Origin of the sequence: Desertimonas flava (assembly GCF_003426815.1) — a bacterium.
In the GTDB taxonomy this organism is placed as follows: domain Bacteria; phylum Actinomycetota; class Acidimicrobiia; order Acidimicrobiales; family Ilumatobacteraceae; genus Desertimonas; species Desertimonas flava.
Genome location: NZ_QKYK01000027.1, coordinates 38,478 through 63,295 on the forward strand (window position 1 = coordinate 38,478; position 24,818 = coordinate 63,295).

At 72.1% G+C, this 24,818-nt stretch carries 20 protein-coding genes; 8 read left to right on the forward strand and 12 right to left on the reverse strand.

Translation table 11 applies throughout. From position 1 onward, the window contains the following. Positions 1–53: 53 nt before the first annotated feature. The 3 genes from DN771_RS22765 to DN771_RS22775 form a co-directional block, all read right to left on the reverse strand. Positions 54–1,118: a prenyltransferase/squalene oxidase repeat-containing protein gene (locus DN771_RS22765; RefSeq protein ID WP_116999865.1), complete on the reverse strand. Its 1,065-nt coding sequence runs from the start codon at positions 1,116–1,118 to the stop codon at positions 54–56. Next, the gene (locus DN771_RS22770) at positions 1,115–1,939 is read right to left on the reverse strand and encodes a class I SAM-dependent methyltransferase (RefSeq protein ID WP_116999906.1); all 825 of its coding nucleotides are present in this window, start codon (positions 1,937–1,939) and stop codon (positions 1,115–1,117) included. The genes DN771_RS22765 and DN771_RS22770 overlap by 4 nt, the downstream gene beginning before the upstream one ends. A gap of 73 nt (positions 1,940–2,012) precedes the next feature. After that, positions 2,013–3,353: a glycosyltransferase family 4 protein gene (locus tag DN771_RS22775; protein ID WP_227462453.1), complete on the reverse strand. Its 1,341-nt coding sequence runs from the start codon at positions 3,351–3,353 to the stop codon at positions 2,013–2,015. 91 nt (positions 3,354–3,444) lie between these two features. Here DN771_RS22775 and dtd point away from each other — a divergent pair, with 91 nt between their 5' ends. Continuing rightward, a complete protein-coding gene (gene dtd / locus DN771_RS22780; RefSeq protein ID WP_116999867.1) occupies positions 3,445–3,882 on the forward strand; it encodes a D-aminoacyl-tRNA deacylase in 438 nt (145 codons plus the stop codon). Here the strand turns inward: dtd and lnt are convergent. From lnt to hemE, 5 genes are all read right to left on the reverse strand, one after another. Continuing rightward, positions 3,838–5,469, reverse strand: a complete 1,632-nt coding sequence (gene lnt, locus DN771_RS22785) for an apolipoprotein N-acyltransferase (RefSeq protein WP_116999868.1) — start codon at positions 5,467–5,469, stop codon at positions 3,838–3,840. The two genes, dtd and lnt, sit on opposite strands and share 45 nt — an antisense overlap. Beyond that, complete coding sequence (locus DN771_RS22790) at positions 5,466–6,206, reverse strand: sortase (RefSeq protein WP_116999869.1); 741 nt, start codon at positions 6,204–6,206, stop codon at positions 5,466–5,468. Before DN771_RS22790 ends, lnt begins: the two co-directional genes overlap by 4 nt. 85 nt (positions 6,207–6,291) lie before the next feature. Then, positions 6,292–7,659 carry a protoporphyrinogen oxidase gene (hemG, locus tag DN771_RS22795; RefSeq protein ID WP_116999870.1) on the reverse strand — a complete coding sequence of 456 codons (1,368 nt, stop codon included), beginning with the start codon at positions 7,657–7,659 and terminating at the stop codon, positions 6,292–6,294. Next, positions 7,656–8,543 carry a ferrochelatase gene (gene hemH, locus DN771_RS22800; RefSeq protein ID WP_116999871.1) on the reverse strand — a complete coding sequence of 296 codons (888 nt, stop codon included), beginning with the start codon at positions 8,541–8,543 and terminating at the stop codon, positions 7,656–7,658. Before hemH ends, hemG begins: the two co-directional genes overlap by 4 nt. 55 nt (positions 8,544–8,598) lie before the next feature. Next, entirely contained in the window at positions 8,599–9,645 is a 1,047-nt protein-coding gene (gene hemE / locus DN771_RS22805; RefSeq protein WP_116999872.1) for a uroporphyrinogen decarboxylase, read from the reverse strand. Between the two features lie 88 nt (positions 9,646–9,733). Between hemE and DN771_RS22810 the strand changes: the two genes are divergently transcribed. After that, a complete protein-coding gene (locus tag DN771_RS22810; RefSeq protein ID WP_116999873.1) occupies positions 9,734–11,971 on the forward strand; it encodes a HelD family protein in 2,238 nt (745 codons plus the stop codon). A gap of 42 nt (positions 11,972–12,013) precedes the next feature. Next, positions 12,014–13,366, forward strand: coding sequence for an SAM-dependent methyltransferase (locus tag DN771_RS22815; RefSeq protein ID WP_116999874.1), 1,353 nt, complete (start codon positions 12,014–12,016; stop codon positions 13,364–13,366). Between the two features lie 27 nt (positions 13,367–13,393). Here the strand turns inward: DN771_RS22815 and DN771_RS22820 are convergent, their stop codons facing one another. Beyond that, positions 13,394–13,828, reverse strand: coding sequence for a hypothetical protein (locus DN771_RS22820; RefSeq protein ID WP_116999875.1), 435 nt, complete (start codon positions 13,826–13,828; stop codon positions 13,394–13,396). Further along, a complete protein-coding gene (locus tag DN771_RS22825) occupies positions 13,825–14,484 on the reverse strand; it encodes a metal-dependent transcriptional regulator (protein WP_116999876.1) in 660 nt (219 codons plus the stop codon). The genes DN771_RS22820 and DN771_RS22825 overlap by 4 nt, the downstream gene beginning before the upstream one ends. Positions 14,485–14,652: 168 nt before the next feature. Between DN771_RS22825 and DN771_RS22830 the strand changes: the two genes are divergently transcribed. The 5 genes from DN771_RS22830 (at position 14,653) to DN771_RS22850 (ending at position 23,711) form a co-directional block, all read left to right on the forward strand. Beyond that, a complete protein-coding gene (locus DN771_RS22830; RefSeq protein ID WP_116999877.1) occupies positions 14,653–16,356 on the forward strand; it encodes an ABC-F family ATP-binding cassette domain-containing protein in 1,704 nt (567 codons plus the stop codon). A 116-nt stretch (positions 16,357–16,472) separates the two neighbouring features. Then, entirely contained in the window at positions 16,473–17,072 is a 600-nt protein-coding gene (locus tag DN771_RS22835; RefSeq protein WP_162942294.1) for a YkgJ family cysteine cluster protein, read from the forward strand. Further along, positions 17,053–17,775, forward strand: a complete 723-nt coding sequence (locus DN771_RS22840; RefSeq protein ID WP_116999879.1) for an alpha/beta fold hydrolase — start codon at positions 17,053–17,055, stop codon at positions 17,773–17,775. The genes DN771_RS22835 and DN771_RS22840 overlap by 20 nt, the downstream gene beginning before the upstream one ends. 115 nt (positions 17,776–17,890) lie before the next feature. Further along, positions 17,891–19,009: a DNA polymerase IV gene (locus tag DN771_RS22845; protein WP_116999907.1), complete on the forward strand. Its 1,119-nt coding sequence runs from the start codon at positions 17,891–17,893 to the stop codon at positions 19,007–19,009. A 118-nt stretch (positions 19,010–19,127) separates the two neighbouring features. After that, on the forward strand, positions 19,128–23,711 hold the full coding sequence (locus DN771_RS22850; RefSeq protein ID WP_116999880.1) for an Lhr family helicase: 4,584 nt from the start codon (positions 19,128–19,130) through the stop codon (positions 23,709–23,711). 33 nt (positions 23,712–23,744) lie between these two features. Here the strand turns inward: DN771_RS22850 and DN771_RS22855 are convergent, their stop codons facing one another. Together DN771_RS22855 and DN771_RS22860 are read right to left on the reverse strand one after the other, a co-directional pair. Continuing rightward, positions 23,745–24,380: a TetR/AcrR family transcriptional regulator gene (locus tag DN771_RS22855; RefSeq protein WP_116999881.1), complete on the reverse strand. Its 636-nt coding sequence runs from the start codon at positions 24,378–24,380 to the stop codon at positions 23,745–23,747. A gap of 52 nt (positions 24,381–24,432) precedes the next feature. Next, positions 24,433–24,732: a hypothetical protein gene (locus DN771_RS22860; RefSeq protein ID WP_116999882.1), complete on the reverse strand. Its 300-nt coding sequence runs from the start codon at positions 24,730–24,732 to the stop codon at positions 24,433–24,435. Positions 24,733–24,818: the final 86 nt, after the last annotated feature.

The following is a 24,818-nucleotide window of genomic DNA, read 5'->3' on the forward strand; positions in this document are numbered from 1 at the left end:
GCCTTCGTGGCTCACACTTCGGCGTCGACCGGCGGAAGGGCGGCCGAGCGGCGTCAGAGGTCGTCGGGAGCGGTGAAGATGCGCGAGCCGGGGGTGGCGCCGGTGATCGCATCGGAGGCGAGGATGATCGCCGCCGCCGTGTAGGACGTGTGCTCCTCGAACGGGAATCGGACGCCCTGGCTGATGGCGTCAGCGGCCGGCACGCCCTCGGGATAGACGATGCCGGTCCAGTACGAGCCGTCGTCGCGCCGGTGGGTGCGTGTCCAACGCAGGAGGTCGGTGGCCGTGTCGACGTCGCCGATCACGGCGAAGGCCAGGGCACATTCGGCCGTCTCGGAGGCGGTGACCCACGGCTCGTCGCTCACGCAGCGCACGCCGAGGCCCTCCATCACGAACGTCGACCAGCCGTCGGCGAGCCGTGCCTTGCCGGCGCTCACGCCGAGCGCTCCGCTGAGCACCGGGTAATACCAGTCCATCGCCCAGCGTTCCTTGGGCTCGAAGGCATCGGGGCGGTCGACGATCGCCGCGTCGATCTCGGCCGCGGCGCGCAACCAGCTGCGCATGCGATGGCCGAGCACGGCGCCGAGGCGGGCGCCGCACTCGAGCGCGTGGGCGATGCTTGACGATCCGGTGAGCAGCGCGTAGTCCCACGTACGGGTGTCGTCGGCCTCGACCGCCCACAGCACCAGGCCGTCGTCGCGACGGTGCGACAGTACCCACGTGAGGGCTCGCTCGACCGTCGGCCACAGCTCGGCGGCGTCGGCCCGGGACTGCGTGGCCAGCCAGTGGTGCCACGCGCCGGTGGCGATGTACGCGCAGACGTTGGTGTCGAGCTTGGCCTCCTCGACGCTGCCGTCGGCGGCGTAGTAGTTGTGCCACGCGCCGCTCGGCATCTGGATGTCGACGAGCCAGCGGTACGCCGCCATGGCCTCCTCGTGCAGGCCGGCCACGTCGAGGGCCATCGCCGACTCGACGTGGTTCCACGGGTCGCAATGACCACCGGGGAACCACGGGATCATCCCGCTCGGCACCTGCAGGCCGGCGAGGTGGCGGGCCGTGGCTAGCAGCTCGCCGGCGTCGAGCACGCCGGGGAGGTCGGGGACCTCCGGCTCGGTCATGCCGTGGCGCTCACTTCGTCTCCGGTGCGAGCGAGCGAGCGAGCGCCGGTGAGTGAGCGGCTCGGCGCGGCCTGCGTGGCCGGGGAATGCGGTGGTGGTCGTTTGACGGCGTAGAGCACGAGGCTCTTGCCGAGGACGGGGGACAGCACCCGCTCGGCCAGCTTCGTCGAACGGGGCTGGGTGATGATGTCCCACTCGAGGAACTTGCGATAGCGGCGCACGAGGGGATGATCCTCGTCGTTCACGCCGACGGCGCACTTCAGCCACCAGTACGGCGAGTGGAGGGCGTGGGCGTGATGCGATCCGGCGACCCCGAACCCGGCGGCACGGAGCTTGGCCTTGAGCTCGGTCGCCGAGTAGATGCGAACGTGGCCACCGACCGCGGCCGGTGCGTGGTAGTCGTCCGACAGCATCCAGTTGATCTTCTCGGGCAGCCACGACGGCACGGTGGCGGCGAGGACGCCGCCGGGGCGCAGCACCCGATACAGCTCGGCGAGGGCTCCGGTGTCGTTCGGGATGTGCTCGAGCACCTCGGACGTGACGATGGCGTCGAACGTGGCGTCGGCGAACGGCAGGGCCGTGGCGTCGCCGCGCAGCACACCGACGTATCGCTCGGCGGGGATCTCACCGGCCTCGGCCATGGCGGCGAACGTGTCGCGGGTGCCCTCCACCTCGTCGGCGGCGTAGTCGAGGGCGACGACGCGGTGACCGCGACGGGCCAGTTCGAAGGCGTGACGCCCGAATCCGGCGCCGGCGTCGAGCACCAACGACCCGGGCGCGATCCCCAGATCGCCGAGCCGGTCGAACCTCACGGTCAACATGGCGTCACCGTTCGGGTGGTAACAGATGGTGCCAGGCACCATCTGTTACGCGATCGGCGGAGGCCGGGCATCGTCATGCCTTCAGGGTGACCGGGGTCGACGCCGGGCTGATGGGCGCCTCGAACGGCGTGCGGCCGTTGCGGCGCAGCTTCTCGACGTTGGCCGGCATCGCCAGGACCTCGCGGTACTGGTCGACGGTGAGCTCGGCGCAACGTCGCCACGTCCACCGCTCGACCACCCGCTGGCGACCGGCCTCGCCCACGCGGGCCCGCAGGCCGGGGTCGTCGAGACCGCGGCGGATGGCCGCGGCGAGCGCATCGGCGTCGCCGGCCTTGCACGACAGCACCGTGTCGCCGTCGGTGCCGGTGACCTCGGGGAGGGCGCCGCCATCGGTGGCGACGAGCGCCGTTCCGGTGGCCATCGCCTCGATCGCCGGGAGGCTGAAGCCCTCGTACAGGCTCGGCACCACGGCCAGCTCGGCCTCGGCGTAGAGCTCGACGATGCGCTCGTCGGTCACGCCGGACACGAAGTCGACGCACGAGCGGAGACCGAGTGACTCGATGAGGTCCATGCTCTTGCCCGGCTTGGGCTTGCCGATGATGGTGAGCGACACGTCGCGCTCGGTGCGCAGCTTGGCCAGCGCCTCGAGCAGGTAGCTGAGCCCCTTGAGGGCGACATCGGCCGAGGCCGTGGTGATCAGCCGGCCGGGCACCCGCGCCACGTCGGGCAGCGGGCGGAACAGCTCGGGATCGACGCCCACCGGCACGAGCCGCATGCGGTCGACGTCGACGCCCATGTCGGTGTGGATGTCGTTGATGGAGTTCTCGCTCACGACGACGATGCGCGGCATCCGCGATGCCACCTTGCCCTGCATCTTGACGAACGAGTACCAGCGGCCGATCGACCAGCGCTTGAAGCGGTTCGGCGCCTTCTCCATCTCGAGCATGCGGTCGCGCGTGATGGGGTGGTGCAGCGTGACGATGGTGGGGATCTGCTGCTCGATACCCAGGATCCCGTAACCGAGGCACTGGTTGTCGTGGACGAGGTCGAAGTCGCCGGCCCGCTTGGCGAGCTCGCGCTTGGCCCGGTAGCTGAACGCCAGCGGCTCGGGGAACACGCCGAGTGAGAACTGGGCGACCTCGAGGAAGTCCTCACGGCGCTTCAGCTCCCAGTACGCCGGGAAGCGGCCGGGGTAGTGGTCGTTGAACAGGTCGAGGCTGGGCAACTGGTGCAGCTCGACCTCGTCGGTGAGCACCGGATAGGGCTGACCGCTGTACACCTCGACGTGATGTCCGAGGTCGACCAGTGCTTTGGTGAGATGGCGGGTGTAGATGCCCTGGCCGCCGACGTGGGGCTTGCCGCGATACGTCAGGTACGCGATGCGCAGGGGAGCGTCGGCGGAGCGAGTCGGCACCGGGTCGAGGTTATCCGCCTCGGGGCCGCGTGTTACCGCTGGGTAACACAGCGCCATCACGCCGCTCTGGGCGGCGCGCGAGGATCGGCGGATGCGGGCATTGGTGCAGCGGGTGAGCTCGGCGGGTGTGACGGTGGCCGGCGAGACCGTCGGAGCGATCGGGCGTGGCCTGTGCGTGCTGGTGGGAGTCACGCACGACGACACCGTCGACACGGCGGCCAAGGTCGCCGACAAGATCTGGAACCTGCGGGTGTTCGACGACGACGCCGGCGTGATGAACCGCTCGGCCGCCGCTGTCGGCGCCGAGATCCTGGTCGTTTCGCAGTTCACGCTGTATGGCGACACCTCCGGAGGGCGACGTCCGAGCTGGATCGCCGCCGCCCCACCCGAGCACGCCGAACCGCTCGTGGATCACGTCGTGGCCTCGTTGCGGGCAGCGGGGGCCGTCGTGGCGACCGGTCGGTTCCGCACCGAGATGCAGGTGTCACTCGTGAACGACGGCCCGGTCACCGTGATGATCGAGCGCTGAGGAACCCGATGGACGCGACCGGTCGCGCCAGGACAGGGCTCGGACGGCACCGAAGGCGGCGAGCAGGACGACGATGAACGGCCAGTCGCCGAGGGCGACGTACCAGGTGCGGCCGCTGCGCACCTCGACCTCGTGGCGGATGATCGCCCGTTCGCTGACGGCGGTACGGTCGATCACGTCGCCGCCGGGCGACACGAAGGCCGAGAACCCCGTCGGCGCCGCCTGGACCACCCAGCGCCCGGTCTCCACCGCCCGCAACCGGCTCGACGCCACCTGCTGCGTCTGCACGATCGTGCCGGTGTAGCTGGCTCCGTTCGTCGGGTTGATCACGAAGCCGCCGCCGGCCTTGACGCCCTCGCGGACCCGGCCGCCGAAGAACACCTCCCACGAGATGACGACGGCGACGCGCAGCGGCTCGCCGCGAGCGAGGGGGATGTCGAGCACGGCCACGTCCGTGCCGGCCAGGGCGTCGCGGCCGATCTGGTCGACCGGCGCACCCAGTGCCTCGAGGAGACCGCGCAGGGGGACGTACTCCCCGAACGGGACCCGGCGCACCTTGTCGTAGCGGCTGACGATGTCGCCGGCGGGCGTGACGACGATCTGGGCGTTGGTGAATCGATCGGGTCGGTCGGCGATGTCCTCGGTGACGCCGAGGGCGATCGGCACGCCCAACCGCGCTGCCTGGTCGGCGACCGCGACGAAGGCCTCGCTCGTCGCGAAGTCGGCGACGTCGACCACGTTCTCCGGCCACAGCACGAGGTCGAGCTCGTCGTCGGGTTCGATCGACGCGGTGGCCTCGAGGTGGCGCTCGGTGACGAGGCGGCTCGGCACCTCCTCGGCGCTCGTGCCCTGCTCACCACCGCCCTGCACCGCGGCGACATCGACGAACGTGCCGGTGCCGTGCCCTCTTGGCGCCACGAGCGAGACGACGAAGACGACGAGAGTCAGCGCGACAGCCGCGAGTGAGGGAACGGGCACGGCACGCCATCGGTCATGGACGGGGTCCGCCGTGCGCCACGACCCGGCCGCAGCTCCACCGGCGGCTCCCGCTGCGATGCCGACCTGGAAGACGAACCACGTGATGAGGATCACGCCGCCGACGCGGGCCAGAGTGAGGAACGGGCCGCCCGCCTGGGCGATGCCGAACGTGGCGAGCGGGACGCCGCCGAACGGGAACGACAGGCGCAGCGCCTCGACGAGTGTGTGGGCGAGCGGCCGGCCGACGAGTCGCCATCGTCCCGCCGGCGCCGCCAACGCGGCGACACCGTGGTAGAGGCCGAACACAGCGTTGGCGACGACGTAGCCAGGCGCCGTGAGCTGCCACATCCAGGCCGTGCCGATGACGAGCCACACGAACCCGAACGTGAAACCGGCGCCGAAGCGGGCGCGGCGGTGCGGGGTGGGCCCGAGGCCGACCTCCAGGAGGGCGACGCCGACGAACGACAGTGGCCACCAGCCCCACGGGGGGAGTGAGAGCGCGGCCGCCAGGCCGCCGAGCGCGGCCAGGGCATACCGCGTGACAGCGGGGAACCGGGAGCCGGCGCGCCCGGCCTCGGTGAGGACCGGTGCCCGGACCGGGTCGATCAACCGGGGGCGGCGGTGGTGGTCGTCGGCCGCGGGACGTCGTTCGCCACGTCGGCCGGCTCGCCGTTCACCGACACGAGGTCGAGGTGGGCGACGATGCGCTCAGCCGTGGAGCCCGGCGGGTGGCAGGCGAACAGCGTCGCTTCGTGCCGGTAGTCCTGCGTGACGATCCACATCGCGTCGGGCCCGACGATCTCGACGTAGGCGACCTTGTAGACGTAGACGCCCGAGTACGGGTCGGGGTCGACGACGGTCGCCGTGGGAATGCCGTCGGAGTTGTCGAGGTCGAAGATCACCTCGTCGCCGGGCACGAGCTCGTCGAGGCGGCGGAAGTCGGCGTTGTGACTCGTGCGGTGCCCGGCCACGACGACGTTGCCCATCTCGCCCGGCATCGCGGTGCCCGGCCAGTGCCCGGGGCCGTAGTCGAGCGTGGAGAGGCGGATGCCGTCGATGAACGGCGAGTCGACCTCGATCGCCGGGATCTGGATGCGACCGAAGTACTGCTGCGGCTCGGCCTCGTTGTCCGCCGGCGGGGCGACGGGCGTGGGCAGCGGCGGCAGGGTCGGCGGCGTGGGGGTGGCCGTGGTGGCGGGCGCGTTCGGATCGGCGGTTCCCTGGTCGGTCGGAGGCAGGGTCGCCGGGTCGGCGACCGCTCCGGCGATGCCTGCGGTGGCGCCTGCCGTGATGCCGACACTGACGAGACACGCCATGAGCGCACGTCGGCGGTTGAGCGAGATCATGCGCAGCAGGGTACTTGCTGGCCCTCCGCGAAGGCCCCGATTTGCGCCCCGTCGGAGGCCCGGACCGACGCGTCTCCGGTGGGCTTCAGACCGTTCGGTCGGCCGGCCGGCTGAGCACGTAGGAGACAGCGGCGCCTGCGGCGCGCTCGGCGTCGGCGATGCACGCGGGCACTCCGATGCCGCGGTAGCTCGCTCCCGCGACGAACAGCCCCGTCGGCGTGGCGGCGTCGACGGCGGCCAGCCAGCGCTCGTGACCCGGTCGGTACTGGGGGAAGGCGGCCGGCCACCGTGTGATCCGCACCTCGTTGGGCGCCACGTCGAGGTCGAGGTGGCGGTTCAGTTCATCGACGGAGGTCGAGACGAGGTCATCGTCGGTCCAGCCCGTCACGTCGTTGCCGTCGCGCCCGAGCGAGACGCGCAGCACCTCGCCGGGCCCGGCCCAGTGCGCCCACTTCTGCGAGCCGAACGACACCGCCGTCACCGTGCGCTGATCCGGCTTGGGCACGAGGTATCCGCTCCGGCCTCGGAGGCGTTCGGGCCAGTCGTCCACCGTCATCGTGACGATGACCACCCCTGCGTGGTGCATGGCCGACATCGCCGCGGCCAGGTCCGGGGCGACACCGGTGACCAACGGTGCCGTCGCCGCGGCCGGGGTGGCCAGCACGACGGCGTCGGCCGTGCGATCGTCGACCCGCCAGCGGGTGCCGTCGCGCTCGACGCGCGCCACGGTTGCGCCACGGGTGATGGTGACGCCCTGCCGGATCGCCTCGGCCGCGACGGCGTCGGCGAGGGCGCCCATGCCGCTCGCGGGTGCGGCGAACACCGGTCCCGCCGCCGGAGGGGCGGCGGCGCGGATGGCGCGGGCCGAGAGCAGCAGGCTGCGGCCCTTGCCGGCGAGGGCGGCGAGCTGCGGCACCATGGCGAGGCTGAAGTGGTCGGTGTCGGCCGCGTAGATGCTGCCGACCAGTGCGTCGACCAGGCGATCGTGCACTTCGTCGCCGAACCGCGCCCGCACCAGCCGCCCGATCGAGTCGTGTGCGTCGGTCCGCGGCAGGAGGGGTTCGAGCGCGGCTCGGGCCTTGCCGCGCCAGCTGAGCAGCCCGCTGCCGGCGAGGCGGATCATGTCCGCCGGGACACCGAGGAGCAGACCCTCGGGGATCGGGTGCAGCCGCTCGTGCCACACGGCAGCGGTGGCCGCGGTCGGTGAGGTCAGGTCGTCGGCGAGCCCGACGCGTGTCGCCAGCGTCAGGCCGTGGGGGACCCGGCGGAGGAACGCGTCGGCCCCCTCGTCGACCGCCGGGCGCCCGCCGAATGGCGTGGACCGCAGCTTGCCGCCGATCCGTTGGTCGCCCTCGAGCACCTCCACCTCGACCACACCTGGCGCGGCCTCGGCGATGGCCAGCGCCGCGGTGAGCCCGCTGATCCCCCCACCGACGACGAGGACGCGGCTCATGACGTGGCGCGGACCAGCCCGGCGAGCGAGCGCATCACCGTGGCGTCGTCGTTGACCACCGCCGTGCGGGCGAACGGCAGGCCCCGATCGGCCGCCCGGTGTGACGCTTCGATGTCGAGGTCGTACAGCACCTCGAGGTGATCGGACACGAACCCGCACGGGCACACGACGAGACCGGGCGTGCCGTCCTCGGCGAGGCGGTCGATCTCCTCGAGCACGTCGGGGCCCAGCCACGGCTCCGGGGTGCGGCCGGCCGACTGCCACCCGACCGACCACGTCCCGTCGGTGAGCTCGGCTTCGTCGGCGACGGACGAGGCCGTGGCCCCGACCTCGGTGGGGTAGGGGTCGCCGTCGGCGATCACTCGTTGCGGAAGGGAATGGGCGGTGAACAGGACGTGCGAGCCGTCGGGCATCGTCTCCAGCGAGGCCCGAACGGCGTTGGCGAGGAACGCCACGTAGGCGGCGTCGGCCGCCCAGCTGTCGATGGCGCTGTACACCACGCCTGCCGCCTCGGCGGCCACCCGGGCCCGACCGTGGTAGGCGGCCACCGACATCGAGGAGAAGTGCGGCGCCAGCACGAGGCCGGTGATCCGCTCGGCGCCGGCGGCGACGACATCGGCCACGGCGGTCTCGATCGACGGATCGGCGTGCCGCAGCCCGGTGGCAACCGTCCAGTCGGCGCCGAGCTCGGTGGCGATCGCCGTCCGCTGGGCCTCGGTGCGTTCGGCCAGCGGGCTCAGCCCGCCGATGGCGTCGTAGCGGCGGACGAGATCGGCCAGCTGCTCGGGCGTCGGCGGTCGACCTCGGCGGATGTCGGTGTAGTACGCCTCGATCTCCTCGGGCCGGCGCGGCGTGCCGTACGCCATCACGACGAGCCCGTTCATCGGGCTCGTCCCGAGGTGCCGGCGTCGACCGGTGGGCGTCCGCAGCGTCGGGGATTCATCGCGCGGTGCGTTCGTGCACGAGGTCGACCACGGCCTTCAACACGCCTGGATCACTGGCGGGATTGACGCCGTGACCGAGGTTGAAGATGTGGCCGTCGTGGCCGTCGTTGTCGGCGAGGACCCGCTCGGTGCCGGCGAGGGCGACGTCGGCGCCGGCGAGCACCAGGGCCGGATCGAGGTTGCCCTGGAACGCCACACCGTCTCCGAGCCGCTTGCGGGCCGCGGAGATCGGCGTCCGCCAGTCGAGGCCGACCACGCTGGGCCCGGCGGCGGTCATCGACTCGAGCAGATGGTCGCACCCGATGCCGAAGTGGATGCCGGGGACCCCCGGGTGCCGTTCGGCGAGCTCGGCGAACACCCGGCGCGAGTGGGGCAACACGTAGCGCTCGTAATCGGCGGCCGACAGCGTCCCGGCCCACGAGTCGAAGAGCTGGAATCCACGCGCTCCGGCCGACAGCTGGACGTCGATGAACGTGATCGCCTGCTCGGCGAGCCGGCTGCAGACGTCGTGCCACAGCGCCTCGTCGGTGGCGATCATCGCCTTGGTGTGCTCGTAGGTGCGGCTCGGCCGCCCCTCGATCAGGTAGCTGGCCACCGTGAACGGCGCGCCGGCGAAGGCGAGCACCGGAACCGTGGATGGGAGCTGGGCGCAGACCAGGCGGACGGCGTCGGCCACGTAGTCGATGTCGTCGAGCTCGAGCGGGCGGAGCCGAGCGAGGTCGGATCGGGCCCGCAGCGGCTCGTCGGCCACCGGACCGGTACCCGGGCTGACGTCGATGCCGAATCCGATGGCGTTGGCCGGTACGACGATGTCGGAGTAGAGCACCGCGGCGTCCACGCCGTAGCGCCGGACGGGCTGGAGCGTGATCTCGGCGGCCACGTCGGCGCGGCGGACGGCGTCGAGGATCGACCCGTCCCCCCGCACGGCGCGGTACTCGGGGAGGCTGCGGCCGGCCTGGCGCATGAACCACACCGGCGTGTGCGGGACCGGCCGGCGCTGCGCGGCGAGCAGGAACGGGGCGTCCACGGACGGCGAGCTCATCGCCCCCGGACGCTACCGAGGCGGCCCGCGGAGTACGCCGAGGGGGCGCCCGGTAGAGTATTCAGACCCCGATTTCGGGTTTTCAGCAATGACGCAACAACACCCAGAACTCGAATCCGAACAGGCGTACGTCGATCATGCGTACGAGTGCCTGGAGTCGACCAGGACGTCGGCGTGGCGGCTCCGTGACCTCAACGAGGCCAGCATGGGCGGCACGATGCAGGCCCGCTTCGAGCGCAACGCGTTCGACGAGCAGCTCGTCAAGCGCCTCAACGACCTCGATCTCGGCGACGCTGCGCTCGTGTTCGGGCGCATCGACCGCCTGGTCGAGAGCCCCGGCGACCCCGACCGCAACGGGGACGGCCTCGACGGCACCGAGAGCTTCCACATCGGTCGCCTCGCCGTCGCCGACGAGAACTCTGAGCCGGTCGTGGTCGACTGGCGCGCCCCGGTGGCGGAACCGTTCTACCGCGCCACCGGCCGCGACGCGATGGGCCTCGTGCGTCGCCGTCATTTCGCCGTCGAGGGCCGCACGGTGCTCGGCATCGAGGACGAGCTGTTCGGCGCCGGGCATCTCGGGGTCGGCCACGACGAGGGGCTCGACGGCGCCTCGGGCGGGGACGGCCGCCCGGCCATCCGCGGCTACTCCACCCTTCTCGCCGCCCTTGAGCGCGGCCGTACCGGCACCCTCGGCGACATCGTCGCCACCATCCAGGCCGAGCAGGACGAGATCATCCGCTCCAGCCCGGCCGGGGTCCTGGTCGTCCAGGGCGGTCCCGGCACCGGCAAGACCGTCGTCGCCCTGCACCGCGCCGCGTACCTGCTCTACACGCACCGCTTCCCGCTCGAGGATCAAGGGGTCCTCGTCATCGGGCCCAACCGTGTGTTCCTGCGCTACATCGAGCGCGTCCTGCCGTCGCTCGGCGAGGCCGGCGTCGAGCAGGTGGTCCTCGCCGATCTCGTGCCCGACGTCGAGTTCGCCCGGGCCGGAAGCGGCGCCGTCGAGTCGGCCGAGACGCGCCGGATCAAGGGCGATGCCCGCATGTCCGACGTGCTCGACAAGGCCGTCAGCGACCGTCAACGAGCGCTCAGCTCCGAGCTCGTCGTCCCCTTCCGCACCGGCTACCTCCGCCTGTCGGTCGAGGAGTCGGCCCGCATCGTCAAGTCGGTGTCCCGGCGGGTCCGCCGGCACAACGCCGGTCGCCGGCTCGTCGAGCAGGAGTTCTACGGGGCCCTCGCCGCCTCTGCCCGCGGCACCGAGGTGTCCGTGTCGGAGGTCCGTCAGGAGCTGCGCTCGGTGCCCGACGTCCGGGCTGCGCTCGAGCGCATGTGGCCGACGCTCACGCCGGCTCAGCTGCTCCACGACCTGTTCGGCTCGCGGGCGCTGCTCCGCCTCGCCGGGCGCAACGTGCTCACCGACGCCGAGATCGATGCCCTGTTCCGGCCGCGCTCCGAGGATGTCGGCGCCGTCCGGTGGACGGCGTCCGACGTGGCGCTGCTCGACGATGCCCGCGAGATCCTCGGGCCCGTGCCAGGCAAGGGCGGTCGGATCGACGAGTCCGACGAGATCCGCACGTACGGCCACATCGTCGTCGACGAGGTGCAGGACCTGTCGCCGATGCAGCTCAAGATGGTCACACGTCGCTCGCTCAACGGGTCGATCACCGTCGTCGGCGACCTCGCCCAGGCCACGGGACCCTGGGCCCCCGACACCTGGGACGACGTCACGGCCCATCTGCCCACCAAGCGACCGAGCCGTGTCGTCGGCCTGTCGGTCGGCTATCGCATCCCGGCGCAGATCATGCAGCTCGCCGATCGCGTCATGATGGCCGCGACTCCCGATCTTCGGCCTCCGCAGGCGATCCGTCAGGGTGACGTGCTGCCCGAGGTCGTCGACGCTCGCGTCGGCGCCAACGGCGACGGCCCCGACGTCGCGGCGGCGGCCGTCGCCGCGACGGCCCGCATGATCGAGGACGCGCCGTCGATGAGCGTCGCGGTCATCGTGCCCGACTCGCTCGCCGAGACGGTGTCGGACGCCCTGGCCGCCGCCGGGATCGCCCACGGCCGGGCCGCCACCAGCGGCCTCGACGATCAGGTCACCGTGGTCCCGATCAGCGTGGCCAAGGGCCTGGAGATCGACGGCGTGGTCGTGGTCGAGCCGGGACGCATCGTGCAGTCCGAACTGCAGGGAATGCGGGCGCTCTACGTGGCGCTCACCCGACCCACGCAGCGGCTCACGATCGTCCACGGGGACGCGTTGCCCGAACCCCTCGCGCACGCCGTGGCCGACCTGCCGCGCCGCTCCGAGTGGGTCAGCGCCGGCTGAGTCGCCCACTCGTCCCGAGCGCCCTGTCTAGGGTGGTGGGGCGTGAGCACTGCATCCGATGGGCTCCGGACCCTGCTCGCCGCCCTGTTCGCGGGCGGGCCGCCGATCCGGATCGAACTGTGGGACGGAAGCACCATCGAACCGGCCCGTCGCGCCGACGAGGCCGATGAGCCGCCGTCGACGCTCATCGTCCGCTCGCCGGATGCCCTGCGTCGCATCCTCTGGGCACCGAGCGAGCTCGGCCTCGGCCGCGCGTACGTGGCCGGCGACCTCGACGTGCCGGCCGGCGCCGACATCGTCGCGACGCTCGAGGCGCTGAGCCAAGCGCTCGGCCGTCGCGCCCGGTCCCAGCGCTTCGGCCTGCGGTCGGCGAAGGAGGCGGCAGTCGCCGCCTTCCGCATCGGGGCCGTCGGGCGCCCGCTGCCCCCGCCCCGCCAGGAGGCCCACCTCCGCGGCTGGCGTCACTCGTTGCGCCGCGACGCCAGCGCGATCCACCACCACTACGACACGGGCAACGACTTCTACCGTGTCGTCCTCGGCCCGTCGATGACCTACTCGTGCGCCCGCTTCGTCGACGACACCGTCACGCTCGACGAGGCCCAGGAGGCCAAACACGACCTCGTCGCGCGCAAGCTCGGGCTGCACGCGCGGGCGACGACGCCCGGCTCGGAGGCGCCGTCGCCGGCCCGCTTGCTCGACGTCGGCTGCGGCTGGGGCTCGATGGCCATCCACGCCGCCTCACGGTACGGCGTCAGCGTCGTCGGGATCACGATCAGCCAGGAGCAGGCCAAGCTCGCCCGCGAGCGTGTCGAGGCCGCCGGCGTCGGCCACCTCGTCGACATCCGCCTGCAGGACTACCGCGAGCTCGGCGACGAGCAGTTCGACGCGATCAGCTCGATCGGTATGTCCGAGCACGTCGGGTCGGCCAAGGTCGACACGTACTTCGCCGCGCTCCGTCGTGCCCTCCGACCCCACGGCCGCCTCCTCAATCACGCCATCACCACCGTCGGCGGATCGAAGCTCGGTCGCGCGTCGTTCGTCGGGCGGTATGTCTTCCCCGACGGCGAGCTGATCGACGTCGGCGACCTCGTGCTGGCGATGGAGCGCGCCGGGTTCGAGGTCCGCGACGTCGAGTCGCTCCGCGAGCACTACGCCCGCACGTTGCGCGCCTGGGTCGCCAACCTGGAGGACGGCTGGGACGATGCCGTGGCCGCCGCCGATCGGGACGGCGAACCGGGCGACGGGCTCGCCAAGGCCCGCATCTGGCGTCTCTACATGGCCGCGTCGGCCGTCGGCTTCACCGACGGTGGGATCGCCATCCACCAGATCCTCGGCGTCGTCCCCGACGACCGCGGCGGCGTGGCGATGCCGCCGACGCGCCGCGAGTGGGGGTAACGCCGGACGGGTTTACCGGAGGGCCGCTCAGCCGTCGAACGCGGCGATCAGTGTGCGGAGATTGATGGTCGCCTTGTCGGCATCGGCCGGCCGCCGGCGCTGAACGCCGGTGTGCATCATCGCCACCGCTCGATCGATGTCGCGGGCGAGCGACTCGTCCTGCTCGGCGACCTGCGGCTCGGCCGCGGCCCAGTAGGCGTCGACGCGAGCGAGGATCTCGTTGTCGCCCTCGTTCTCGATGATCGCCTCGCTCAGCGTGGTCGCCTCGTCGAGCAGGCCGGCCAGCAGCTCGGCGGGGGTCCCGGTAGGCAGGAAGGGATCGGTGGCCACCGGTGCCGACCCGTCGTCGACCGGGTCAGCGGTGACGTCCGGGTCCATCGTGTTGGCGCACGCTCCGAGACACAGCGCAGCGACCACGCCGAGGGTGGCGCGGCGGAGAGTGGTGGAGCGACGCGTGATCACGCACTGACCAGGATGCGGGAGCTGGCGAAGGCGCCGACTCCGACATGGTGGCCACCGATCTCGAGCGTGAGGGTGCCATCGGGCGAGATGGCCGTGACCGTTCCGTTGGTGCCGGGCACGAGCGCCGACTCCTCGAGGAACTCCAGCAGCCCCGGCGTGAACTCGAGCTCTTCCGGGATGCGCGAGATGACGAACTTGGCGCCGACGTCGACGCTGGAGAGCGGCGAGGCGTCGGGCTCGATGTAGTCGGAGCCGGGGATCGGGTTGCCGTGCGGGCAGGTGGTGGGACTGCCGAGCAACCGGTCCATGGCGGCCTCGACCGACTCGCTCATCACGTGCTCCCAACGGCCCGCCTCGTGGTGGGCCTCGGCCCACGACAGCTGCAGGACATCGGTGAGGAAGCGCTCGGCGAGGCGGTGACGGCGCACGACGCGCTCGGCGAGGTCCTGACCGGCCCTGGTGAGGCGGATGCCTCCGTCGGTGGTGATGAGCCCCTCGCTCTCGAGCCGGCGCATCATCTCGCTCACGGCCGGGCGGCTCACCTGGAGGCGCTCGGCGATGCGGGCCTGGATGACGTCGACGTCATCCTCCTTGAGTTCGAAGATGCACTCGCAGTATTCCTCGAAGGCGGGATGGTGCTCTCCTGCGGCGGGCATGCACCCGAGTGTACCCCCCACCTCCGAACCGGCACGGCACGGATTGTAAAGGTTCCCTAACGTCCGGTTCAGGGTCGTCCCTGGGCAGATCGCGAGGCCAGGCGATCGGTGCCGGTCGGTGCCGGAAACCGTGTCGCTCATCGGCGTGCCCCGGTGCACACTGGAGTCATGCCGACCGCCGCACCCCTCGTCGCCCGCGCCGTCACGGCGAAGCGCGGGGCGGCGACGATCCTCGACGCCGTCGATCTCACCGTGGCCATGGGCGATGTCGTCGGTCTCGTCGGACCCAACGGCGTGGGCAAGTCCACGCTGCTCGCCGTGCTCGGCGGCGACCTCCAGCCCGAGTCCGGACGTGTCGAGCGGACGCCGCCGACGGCGACCGTCGGCCTGCTGCCCCAGGAGCCGCATCGCGACGACGGCGAACTCGTCGTCGCCTTCGTGTCCCGCCGCACAGGTGTCGCAGCCGCCACCGTCGAGCTCGAGGCGGCCACCGCGGCGCTGGCCGCTGGAGCACCAGGCTCCGACACGCGCTACGACGAGGCCCTGCAGCGTTGGCTGTCGCTCGGCGCGGCCGATCTCGACGCACGCATCGGCGAGGTGTGGGCCGAGCTCGGGTTGAGTCCCGACGTGCTCGCCCAGCCGACCGCCACCTTGTCCGGCGGCGAGGCGGCGCGCGTCGGGCTGGCGGCGCTGCTCCTGTCTCGTTTCGACGCCTACCTCCTCGACGAGCCGACCAACGACCTCGACCTCGACGGGCTCGCCCGCCTCGAGCGGTGGGTCACCGAGCAGCCGGCCGGCATCGTCCTCGTCAGCCACGACCGCACGTTCCTGTCCCGCACGGTCAACGCCGTGGTGGAGATCGACGAGTTCACGCACCGGGCCACCCGCTACGACGGCGGCTGGGACGCCTACCTCGAGGAACGGGCGACCGCCGCTCGGCATGCCTGGGAACGGTTCGAGGACTACGACGCCAAGCGGACCGGGCTCGCCGAGCGGGCCCAGCGAGAGCGCGAGTGGGCGTCACAGGGTCTGTCCAAGGTGCGCAACTCCGACGAGAAGGACAAGAACATCCGCGCCTTCCGCAAGAACCAGACCGAGCAGCTGGCCGGGCGGGCGGCGCGGACGGACCGGGCGATCGACCGGCTCGAGGTGGTCGACAAGCCCCGCACGCCCTGGGAGCTGCGCTTCGTGATCGGCACCGCCGGTCGCAGTGGCGACGTGGTGAGCCGTCTCAACGGTGCGGTCGTCCGCCGCGGTGCGAGCCCCGCCGGGACCGGCGCCGGTGCCGGTGCCGCCGCGTCGCCGTTCGTCCTGGGACCGATCGACCTGATCATCGCGGCCGGCGAGCGCGTCGCCATCCTCGGGGCCAACGGCAGCGGGAAGTCGACGTTGCTCGACCTCATCCTCGGTCGCATCGAGCCCGACGAGGGCTCGTCACAGCTCGGTGCCAGCATCGTGGTCGGCGAGGTGGAGCAGGTCCGCCGCCAGCTCACCGGCTCGTCGACGCTGCTGCGCGCGTTCCAGGACGAGACCGGCTACGACGCGTCCGACGCCCGCACGCTGCTGGCGAAGTTCGGGCTCGTCGCCGACCACGTGCTGCGACCCACCGAATCGCTGTCGCCGGGGGAGCGGACGCGGGCCTCGCTCGCGTTGCTCATGGCCCGCCAGGTCAACCTGCTCGTGCTCGACGAGCCGACGAACCACCTCGACCTGCCGGCGATCGACAGCCTCGAGCAGGCGCTCGACACGTTCCCCGGCACGGTGCTGCTGGTCACCCACGACCGGTCGCTGCTCGAACACGTCCGTCTCACCCGCACGATCCGCCTCGACGCCGGCCGCGTCGTCAGCGACACGATCGCCCAGCCCGTATGACCCGATCACGCGATTCTCAGGCGTCTCCGGTCGCGAAATCGCGACCGGAGACGCCTGAGAATCGTGTTTCTGGCCGGACGCGGCCGGCGGGCGAGTTGTCGGGCTGGGTGGCCGGTGTGCTCGCCTCGATCCGCGACGACGCGCCCGCCGACGTGCCGTGCGACGGGTGCACGGCGTGCTGCCGCTCGTCGCAGTTCATCCACGTCACGCCGGACGACGCCGACGCCGTGGCCCACATCCCGTCGGCCCTCCTCTTCCCGGCTCCGGGGCTGCCGGCCGGTCACTACGTCCTCGGCTACGACGAGCGCGGCCACTGCCCGATGCTGGTCGACGACCGGTGCTCCATCTACGAGCACCGACCGAACACGTGCCGCACGTACGACTGCCGGGTCTTCGCCGCCACGGGCATCGACGTCACCGACGAGAAGCCGCTGGTCGCCGCGCGCGTGCGGGAGTGGCGCTTCGACGAGTCGGGTCCGGCCGCCCGCCGGACCGCCTCGGCGCTCGAGGCCGCCGCCCGCTACCTCGCCGAGCGGAGCGGCGACCTGCCGGCGGGGACGGTGCCGGTCGATCCGACACAGCGAGCGGTCCTCGCCATCGACGTCCACGACATGTTCGTCACGTCGCCGGAGCCGAGCCCCGAGACCGTTGCCGTGGCCATCACGCAGCGGCGCGCCGGGGGCTACGGTCGCGACGATGCCGACGCTGGAGCTTGACGCCACGACCATCCGGTACGAAGTGACGGGCGAGGGGCCACCGATCCTGATGCTCGCACCGGGTGGCTTGCGGGCGTCGAGGATCGAGACGTGGGGCAACGCCCCGTGGAACCCGATCGACGCTCTCTCCGACCGCTACCAGATCGTCGCCATGGACCAGCGCAACACGGGCACGTCGTTCGGCCCGATCGCCGCGACCGACGGCTGGGACACCTACGCCGCCGACCAGCTGGCGCTGATGGATCACCTCGGCATCGAGCGCTTCGCGGTGTGCGGCATGTGCATCGGCGGGGCGTTCATTCTCCGCCTCGTCACCACCGTGCCCGAGCGGGTGACGGCGGCCGTCGCCATGCAGCCGATCGGGCAGGACGGCAACGCCGAGGAGTTCCGGGCGATCTTCGACGACTGGCGGGCGTCGATCGGCGGCGAGCACCCCGAGGCAGGCGACGACGACTGGGAGGGATGCTTCGCCAACCTGTTCGGCAGCGAGCGACGGTTCTGGAGCGTCGACGACGACGTCATCGGGTCGATCACGACGCCGCTGCTGGTGCTGCGCGGCAACGACGTGTACCACCCGTCGTCGGCGTCCGAGCACCTGGCGGCCACGGCTCCCCGGGCGACCCTGGTCGAGCGGTGGAAGGACGCCGACGACCAGCCCGCCGCGCGCGCTGCGGTCGACCGCTTCCTCGCCGACCACACCTGACCCCCCCACCGTTCCCCATCCGAGTACTGAACGTCGCCCGAGTACCGAAGGTCCCGATTCGGGCCCTTCAGTACTCGGATGAGAGACCCCGGGCGGGCACGGCAGGATGGAACCGATGGGACCGCCCCGTGTCGCCCACGTCCTCCACGTCGACCTCGACCAGTTCCTGGCCGCCGTCGAGGTGCTGCGACGGCCCGAGTTGGCCGGGCGCCCGGTGGTCGTCGGAGGCGACGGGAACCCGAAGCGCCCTCGCCAGGTCGTCGCCACCGCGTCGTACGAGGCTCGGGCGTTCGGCATCCACTCCGGCATGCCGTTGATGGCGGCGTACCGCAAGTGCCCCGACGCCGTGTTCCTGCCCTCCGACCATCCCGCGTACGACGCGGCGTCGGCCGTCGTGATGGCCACCCTGCGATCGTTGCGCGGCGACGACGGCGAGCCGGTGGTGGTGGAGGTGTGGGGTTGGGACGAGGCGTTCGTCGGCGTCGTCACCGACGAACCCGAGGTGTTCGCCCACCGCCTGCGCGCCGAGGTGCTGGCAGCGACGCGGCTGTCGTGCGCCGTCGGCATCGGCGAGACCAGGCTGCAGGCGAAGACCGCCACCGGCATCGCCAAGCAGGAGCGTCTGTCGGCCCCCGCAGGTCAGGCTTCCGGCGTGGCCCGGTTGACGAGGGCGCAATGGATCCCGTCCATGGGCGACAAGCCGGTCACGGCGATCTGGGGGATCGGCGACCGCACCGCCGCCCGGCTCGCCGAGGCCGGGATCCACACCGTCGTCGACCTGGCCCGCGCCGACCACGAGGACCTCGCCCGCCGGTTCGGGCCCCGGATCGGACCGTCGCTGCGGGTGCTCGGTCTCGGCGGCGACTCCTCGCCGCTCGTCGACGAGCCGTGGGTACCGAAGTCACGCAGCAAGGAGGTGACCTACACCCGCGACGTCGTCGGCGCGGCGGCCATCGAGGCGGAGGTCGACCGGCTCGCCCACGAGGTGACGGCCGAGGTGACCGCCGGTGGGTTCGTCGCCACTCACGTGGCCGTCAAGCTCCGCACGCCGACGTTCTTCACGCGCTCGAGGATCAGCAAGCTGCCCGCCCCGACCACCGACGCCGACGAGATCGCCGCGACCGCCCGCCGTGTTCTCGGCCGCTTCGACGAGATTCTCCGTCCCGACGAGCCCGATCACCCTCGCGCCGTCCGCCTCATCGGCGTCCGCCTGATGCTCCAACCGGCGAGCTGACCGGTAACAGATGGTGTCTGGCACCATCTGTTACCGGCTGACGGGTGGCGGCCGGACCGGTGGCCCGGGAAACCCTGTCACAGGGCATCGGTACGATCGCCGTATCGCCGCTCATCCCGTGCTCGACGCCTTCTCGCCCGCCGTGCGGGCGTGGTTCGCCGCGTCGTTCCCCACGCCAACGCCGCCGCAGATCCAGGGCTGGCCGGCCATCGTCGCCGGCAAGCACACGCTGATCTGCGCCCCCACGGGAAGCGGCAAGACGCTCGCGGCCTTCCTCACCTCGATCGACCGGCTCGTCACCACGCCGCCGCCCGACGAGCGCAAGCACCGCACGCGGGTGCTGTACATCTCGCCTTTGCGAGCCCTCGCCTTCGACGTCGAGAAGAACCTGCGAGCGCCGCTCGCCGGCATCGGCCTCGCCCACGAGCGACTGTTCGGCGCCGGCCGGTCGGCCCCCGACGAGGGGAACGGCGGGACGGGGGGACCGGCGACGTTCCACCCGATCGAGGTCGCCATGCGTACCGGCGACACGTCCGCCAAGGACCGTCAGGCGCTGGCCCGCAAGCCGCCCGACCTCCTGATCACCACCCCCGAGAGCCTCTACCTGATGCTCACGTCGAACGCCGCCGAGACGCTCGTGGGCGTCGAAACCGTGATCATCGACGAGATCCACGCCATGGCCGCCACCAAGCGCGGTGCCCACCTCGCGGTGTCGATGGAGCGGCTCGAGGAGATCACCGCCCGCCCGCCCCAGCGCATCGGGCTCTCCGCCACGCAGCGGCCGCTGTCGGAGATCGCCCGCTTCCTCGGCGGCCAGCACGACAGCGACGGCACCGGGCCGGGCCAGCCGCGCGAGGTCGCCATCGTCGACGCCGGCATCTCCAAGCCGCTCGAGGTCGACGTCGTCATCCCGGTCGAGGACATGACCGACCTGCCCCAGCCGCAACAGCCGGTCGACGGCATGTACAGCGGACCGGCCGACCTGGCGATGACGCCGCGCCGGGCCAGCATCTGGCCGTCCATCTACCCGCGAATTCTCGAGCAGATCCTCGCCCACCGGTCGACCATCGTCTTCTGCAACGCCCGCCGTCAGGCCGAGCGTCTCGCCGCCAAGCTCAACGAACTGGCCGAGGAGCAGGGGATCGGGCTCAACGAGGAGGGCGAGCACGCCTTCGACCTGGTCAAGGCGCACCACGGCTCGCTGGCCCGCGAGCAGCGGGTGATCGTCGAGGACGAGCTCAAGCGCGGCACGTTGCGGGCCATCGTCGCCACCAGCAGCCTGGAGCTGGGCATCGACATGGGCGCCGTCGACCTCGTCATCCAGGTGGAATCTCCGGGCGCGGTCAGTCGGGGTCTCCAACGCATCGGTCGCGCCGGCCACCAGGTGGGTGAGCCGTCGAAGGGCACGATCTACCCGAAGCATCGCGGCGACCTCCTCGAAGCCGCCGTGGTCACGCGACGCATGATCGACGGCGAGATCGAGCACACGCACTACCTGCGCAACCCGCTCGACGTGCTCGCCCAGCAGATCGTCGCCCACGTCAGCGCCCACACCGAACTGCCGGTGTCGGCCGTGGCGGCGATGGTCCGCCGCACGGCCACGTTCGCCGAGCTCTCCGACGAGCTGCTCACCAACACGCTCGAGATGCTCGCCGGCCGGTATCCGTCGGAGGAGTTCTCCGAGCTGCGCCCCCGCCTCGTGTGGGACCGGGTGAACGACACGCTGCGCGCCCGCGACGGGTCCAAGCGCCTCGCCGTCACGTCAGGCGGCACCATCCCCGACCGCGGGCTGTTCGGCGTCTTCCTGCCCGACGGCACCCGCGTCGGTGAGCTCGACGAGGAGATGGTGTACGAGAGCCGGCCGGGTGAGACGTTCCTGCTCGGCGCGTCCACGTGGCGCATCGAGGACATCACGTTCGAGCGGGTCACCGTCACGCCGGCGCCGGGCCAGCCGGGCAAGATGCCGTTCTGGCACGGCGACCGGCCAGGCCGCCCGCTCGAGCTCGGCCGAGCGCTCGGCGCGTTCGTCCGCGAGCTGCGCGCCTTGCCACCCGAGACGGCGATGACCAGGCTGCGCGAGCACCACGCCCTCGACGAGTTCGCCGCCTCCAACCTGCTGCAGTACCTCGGCGAGCAGGCCGAGGCCACCGGAGTGGTTCCCGACGACCGCACCGTCGTCGTCGAGCGCTTCCGCGACGAGATCGGCGACTGGCGGGTCTGCATCCTCAGCCCGTTCGGCACGCCGGTGCACGCGCCGTGGGCGATGGCCATCGAACGGCGCCTGGCCGATCACTTCGACATCCCCGTCGAGTCGATGTGGGGCGACGACGGCATCGTGCTCCGCCTCCCCGAGGCCGCCGACCCCACCACCAACGACCTCGTCCCGATGGATGCCCTCACCATCGACCCCGACGACATCGACGAGCTGGTGGTGGCCACCCTGCCGCAGACGGCGCTGTTCTCGTCACGGTTCCGCGAGTGCGCCGGGCGCTCGTTGCTCCTGCCCCGGCGCCGGCCCGGCCAGCGCACGCCGCTGTGGCAACAACGCCAGCGAGCCGCCGACCTGCTCGCCGTCGCCGCCAAGCATCCGACGTTCCCCGTGCTGCTCGAGGCATCGCGTGAGTGCCTGCAGGACGTGTTCGACGTGCCGGCGCTGCGCGAGGTGCTCGGGCAGCTGCGATCGCGCGCCGTGCGGGTGGTCAACGTCGAGACGTCGAAGCCCTCGCCGATGGCTCAGAGCCTGCTGTTCAACTGGATCGCCGCCTACATGTACGAGGGCGACGCCCCGCTCGCCGAGCGGCGGGCCGCGGCGTTGGCGCTCGACCGTGATCTGCTCGCCGACCTGCTCGGCGCCGAGGAGCTGCGTGAGCTGCTCGATGCCGACGTGCTCGCCGACGTCGAGCTCGACCTCCAGCGGCTGTCCGACGGGCGGCGCGCCCGTTCCGCCGACGAGCTGCACGACGTGCTGCGCCGCGTCGGCGATCTCACCCTCGCCGACCTCGGGCTGCGCTGCGAGGGCGATCCGGGGCCGATGATCGACGCCCTCGTTGCCGAGCGCCGGGCCATCGAGGTCGGCATCGCCGGCGAGCAGCGCTACGTCGCGGCCGAGGACGCCGCCCGGTACAGAGATGCGCTCGGCTGCGCGTTGCCACTCGGGCTCCCGCAGGTCTTCACCGATCCGGTGCCGCGCCCGCTCGAGGATCTCGTCGCCCGTTACGCCCGCACGCACGGGCCGTTCCTCGAGCGCGACGTCGCCGTCCGCTTCGGGGCGCCCGAGCCGCGCATCGTCGGCGCTCTCGCCGCGCTCGAGGCCGAGGGCCGCCTCGTTCGGGGCGAGTTCCGTCCCGGCGGGGTCCGGCGCGAGTGGTGCGATCTCGACGTGTTGCGCCAGCTCCGCCGTCGGTCCCTCGCCGTGCTCCGGCGTGAGGTGGAGCCGGTCGACCAGGAGGCGCTGGCCCAGTTCCTCCCGGCGTGGTCGGGCGTGTCGCGCACGAGGAAGGGGCTGGAGGCGCTCGTCGAGACCATCGGCGTGCTCTCCGGCGCGCCGCTGGTCGCCTCGGCGCTCGAGCGCGACATCCTGCCCGCCCGCGTCGCCAACTACCGGCCGGCGATGCTCGACGAGCTCTGCGCGGCGGGCGAGGTGGTGTGGGTCGGCAGTGGCGCCGTCGGCGCCAACGATGGTCGCATCCGGCTGTGCTTCGCCGACCAGCTCGCCGTGCTCGCGCCGAGCTGGGATCGCAGCGAGTCCGCCGATGCGGTGGTGGGACGGGTGCACGACGACATCCGCGCCGTCCTGGCCGCCGGCGGGGCGATGTTCTGGGGCCAGCTGCGCAGCGGCGTGGTCGGGCCCACCGACACGGAGCTCGTCGCCGCGCTGTGGGACCTCGTCTGGGCCGGCGAGGTCACCAACGACTCGCTCGTCGCCCTGCGCGCCTTCACCTCCGGCGCCGCGCGCAAGGCGGTCGGCGGTGGTCGCCCGATGCGCCGCGGCCGGCCCACCCGGCTGGGACGCATCGGACCGGCTGCCGGGTCGGGCCGATGGAGCCTCGTCGCCCCGCTGCTCCAGCCGGCGCCCACGCCAACGGCGTCGGCCCATGCCGCCGCCCTGCAACTGGCCGAGCGCTACGGCGTGGTCACCCGTGAGGCGGTGCTGGCCGAAGGCGTCGTCGGCGGGTTCTCGTCGGTGTACGGCGTGTTCAAGGTGCTCGAGGAGCGGGGTCAGGTCCGCCGCGGGTACTTCGTCAGCGGCTTGGGCGCTGCGCAGTTCGCCGTCCCCGGCGCCGTCGACCGTCTCCGGTCGATGCGCCGGCCCGACGACCTCGACGCCCCGCCGGCCGAGGTGGTGGCGTTGTCGGCGGCCGATCCGGCCCAGCCGTACGGCGCCAGCCTGGCGTGGCCAGAGTCACCGGGCCGCCCTGCCCGCATCGGTGCGGCGCTGGTGGTGATGCGTGGTGGCGTGCCCCTGATCTGGCACGACCGCCGGTCTCACCATCTCGTCACGTTCGCGGGTGCGGCCGACGACGACGGGTGGGTCGACGCCCTCGTCGGCCAGGTGCAGGACGGTCCGTCCCGGTCGGTCGAGATCCGCAAGATCAACGGCAACGAGCTGGCGTCGGCTCCCGAGGCGGCGTGGGTCACGGCGGCCGTGAAGTCGCGCGGGTTCAGCGACGGGTACCGCGGCCTCGTCCTGCGTCAGCCCTGACGTCGCCGGTCGGCCCGGACGCCGGGGCAGCGATCAGTCGCCGGCGGCGGTGGCCAACTGCGACTCGCTGGCCTGACCGTCCGTGGCGGTCTGGGCGAGGCCACGCAGACCGGCCCAGGCGAGGTCACTCAGCTGGTCGGCCATCACGTCGGCGTCGAACTCACGACCGTGCTCGACGAGGCGGCGGCTGGCGCCCTCGGACATCCCGACGATGGCGTGAGCCAGGGTGAGCTGATGATCGCGGTCGATGCCGGCGGCGATCAGCGGGGCGATGGCCCGGGCGGCGGCGTCGGTGAACCGCCGGACGGCGCGGGCGAACTCGACGTCCTGGCGCGACCCGCCGCCGAACAGGAGCGTGAACGCGTCGCGGTTCTCGCTGACCCAGCGGAAGTAGGCGCGGAAGCCGAGGCGTGTCTGCTCCCGCCCGCTCGTGACGCCGCTGGCGGCGACGGTGACGGCGAGCACCATCTCCTCGCCGACCGACTCGAGGAGGGCGTGGTACAGCTCTCTCTTGGACTCGAAGTGCTGGTACAGGACGGGCTTGGTGACGCCGGCGGCGTCGGCGATGTCGTTCATCGACGTCTCGTGGTACCCGGCACGGGCGAACGTGGTGAGGGCAACCCGCAGGAGTTGCTCACGACGATCACTGGCAGAGAGTCGCGCCGACATACTTACCCGAGGGTAACAAGCGTCGGGACGATCGGGCGCTCGCGCCCGGCCGTCAGAGGCCTCGCTCGCGATCGTCCCGGTCGGCGGCCTTCACGGCGTACCCGAGCACGATGGTCGGGGCGAGGAGCACGCACGACGCCACCAGCGTGCCGACGATGATGCCGGCCTTCGTCGACGTGAAGTCGGTGGCGACGCCGACGAAGAACACGACGATCGCCACGACCAGCAGGAGATAGCCCAGGCGGTTGGCCAGGCCGACGATTCGGCGCACCTGCTCGCGCCGGCGGCGGACGGGGTCGTCGTCGGCCGGATCGTTCCGGGGCGGATCCTTCGGGTCGGGGGCGGCCGTCATAGAGTCGGCCGACATGGTACGGGCGGGCCACCCGGTCGGCACGGCCCGCGACGAGGACCTCCCGGACCACCCGGGCGCACGCTGGA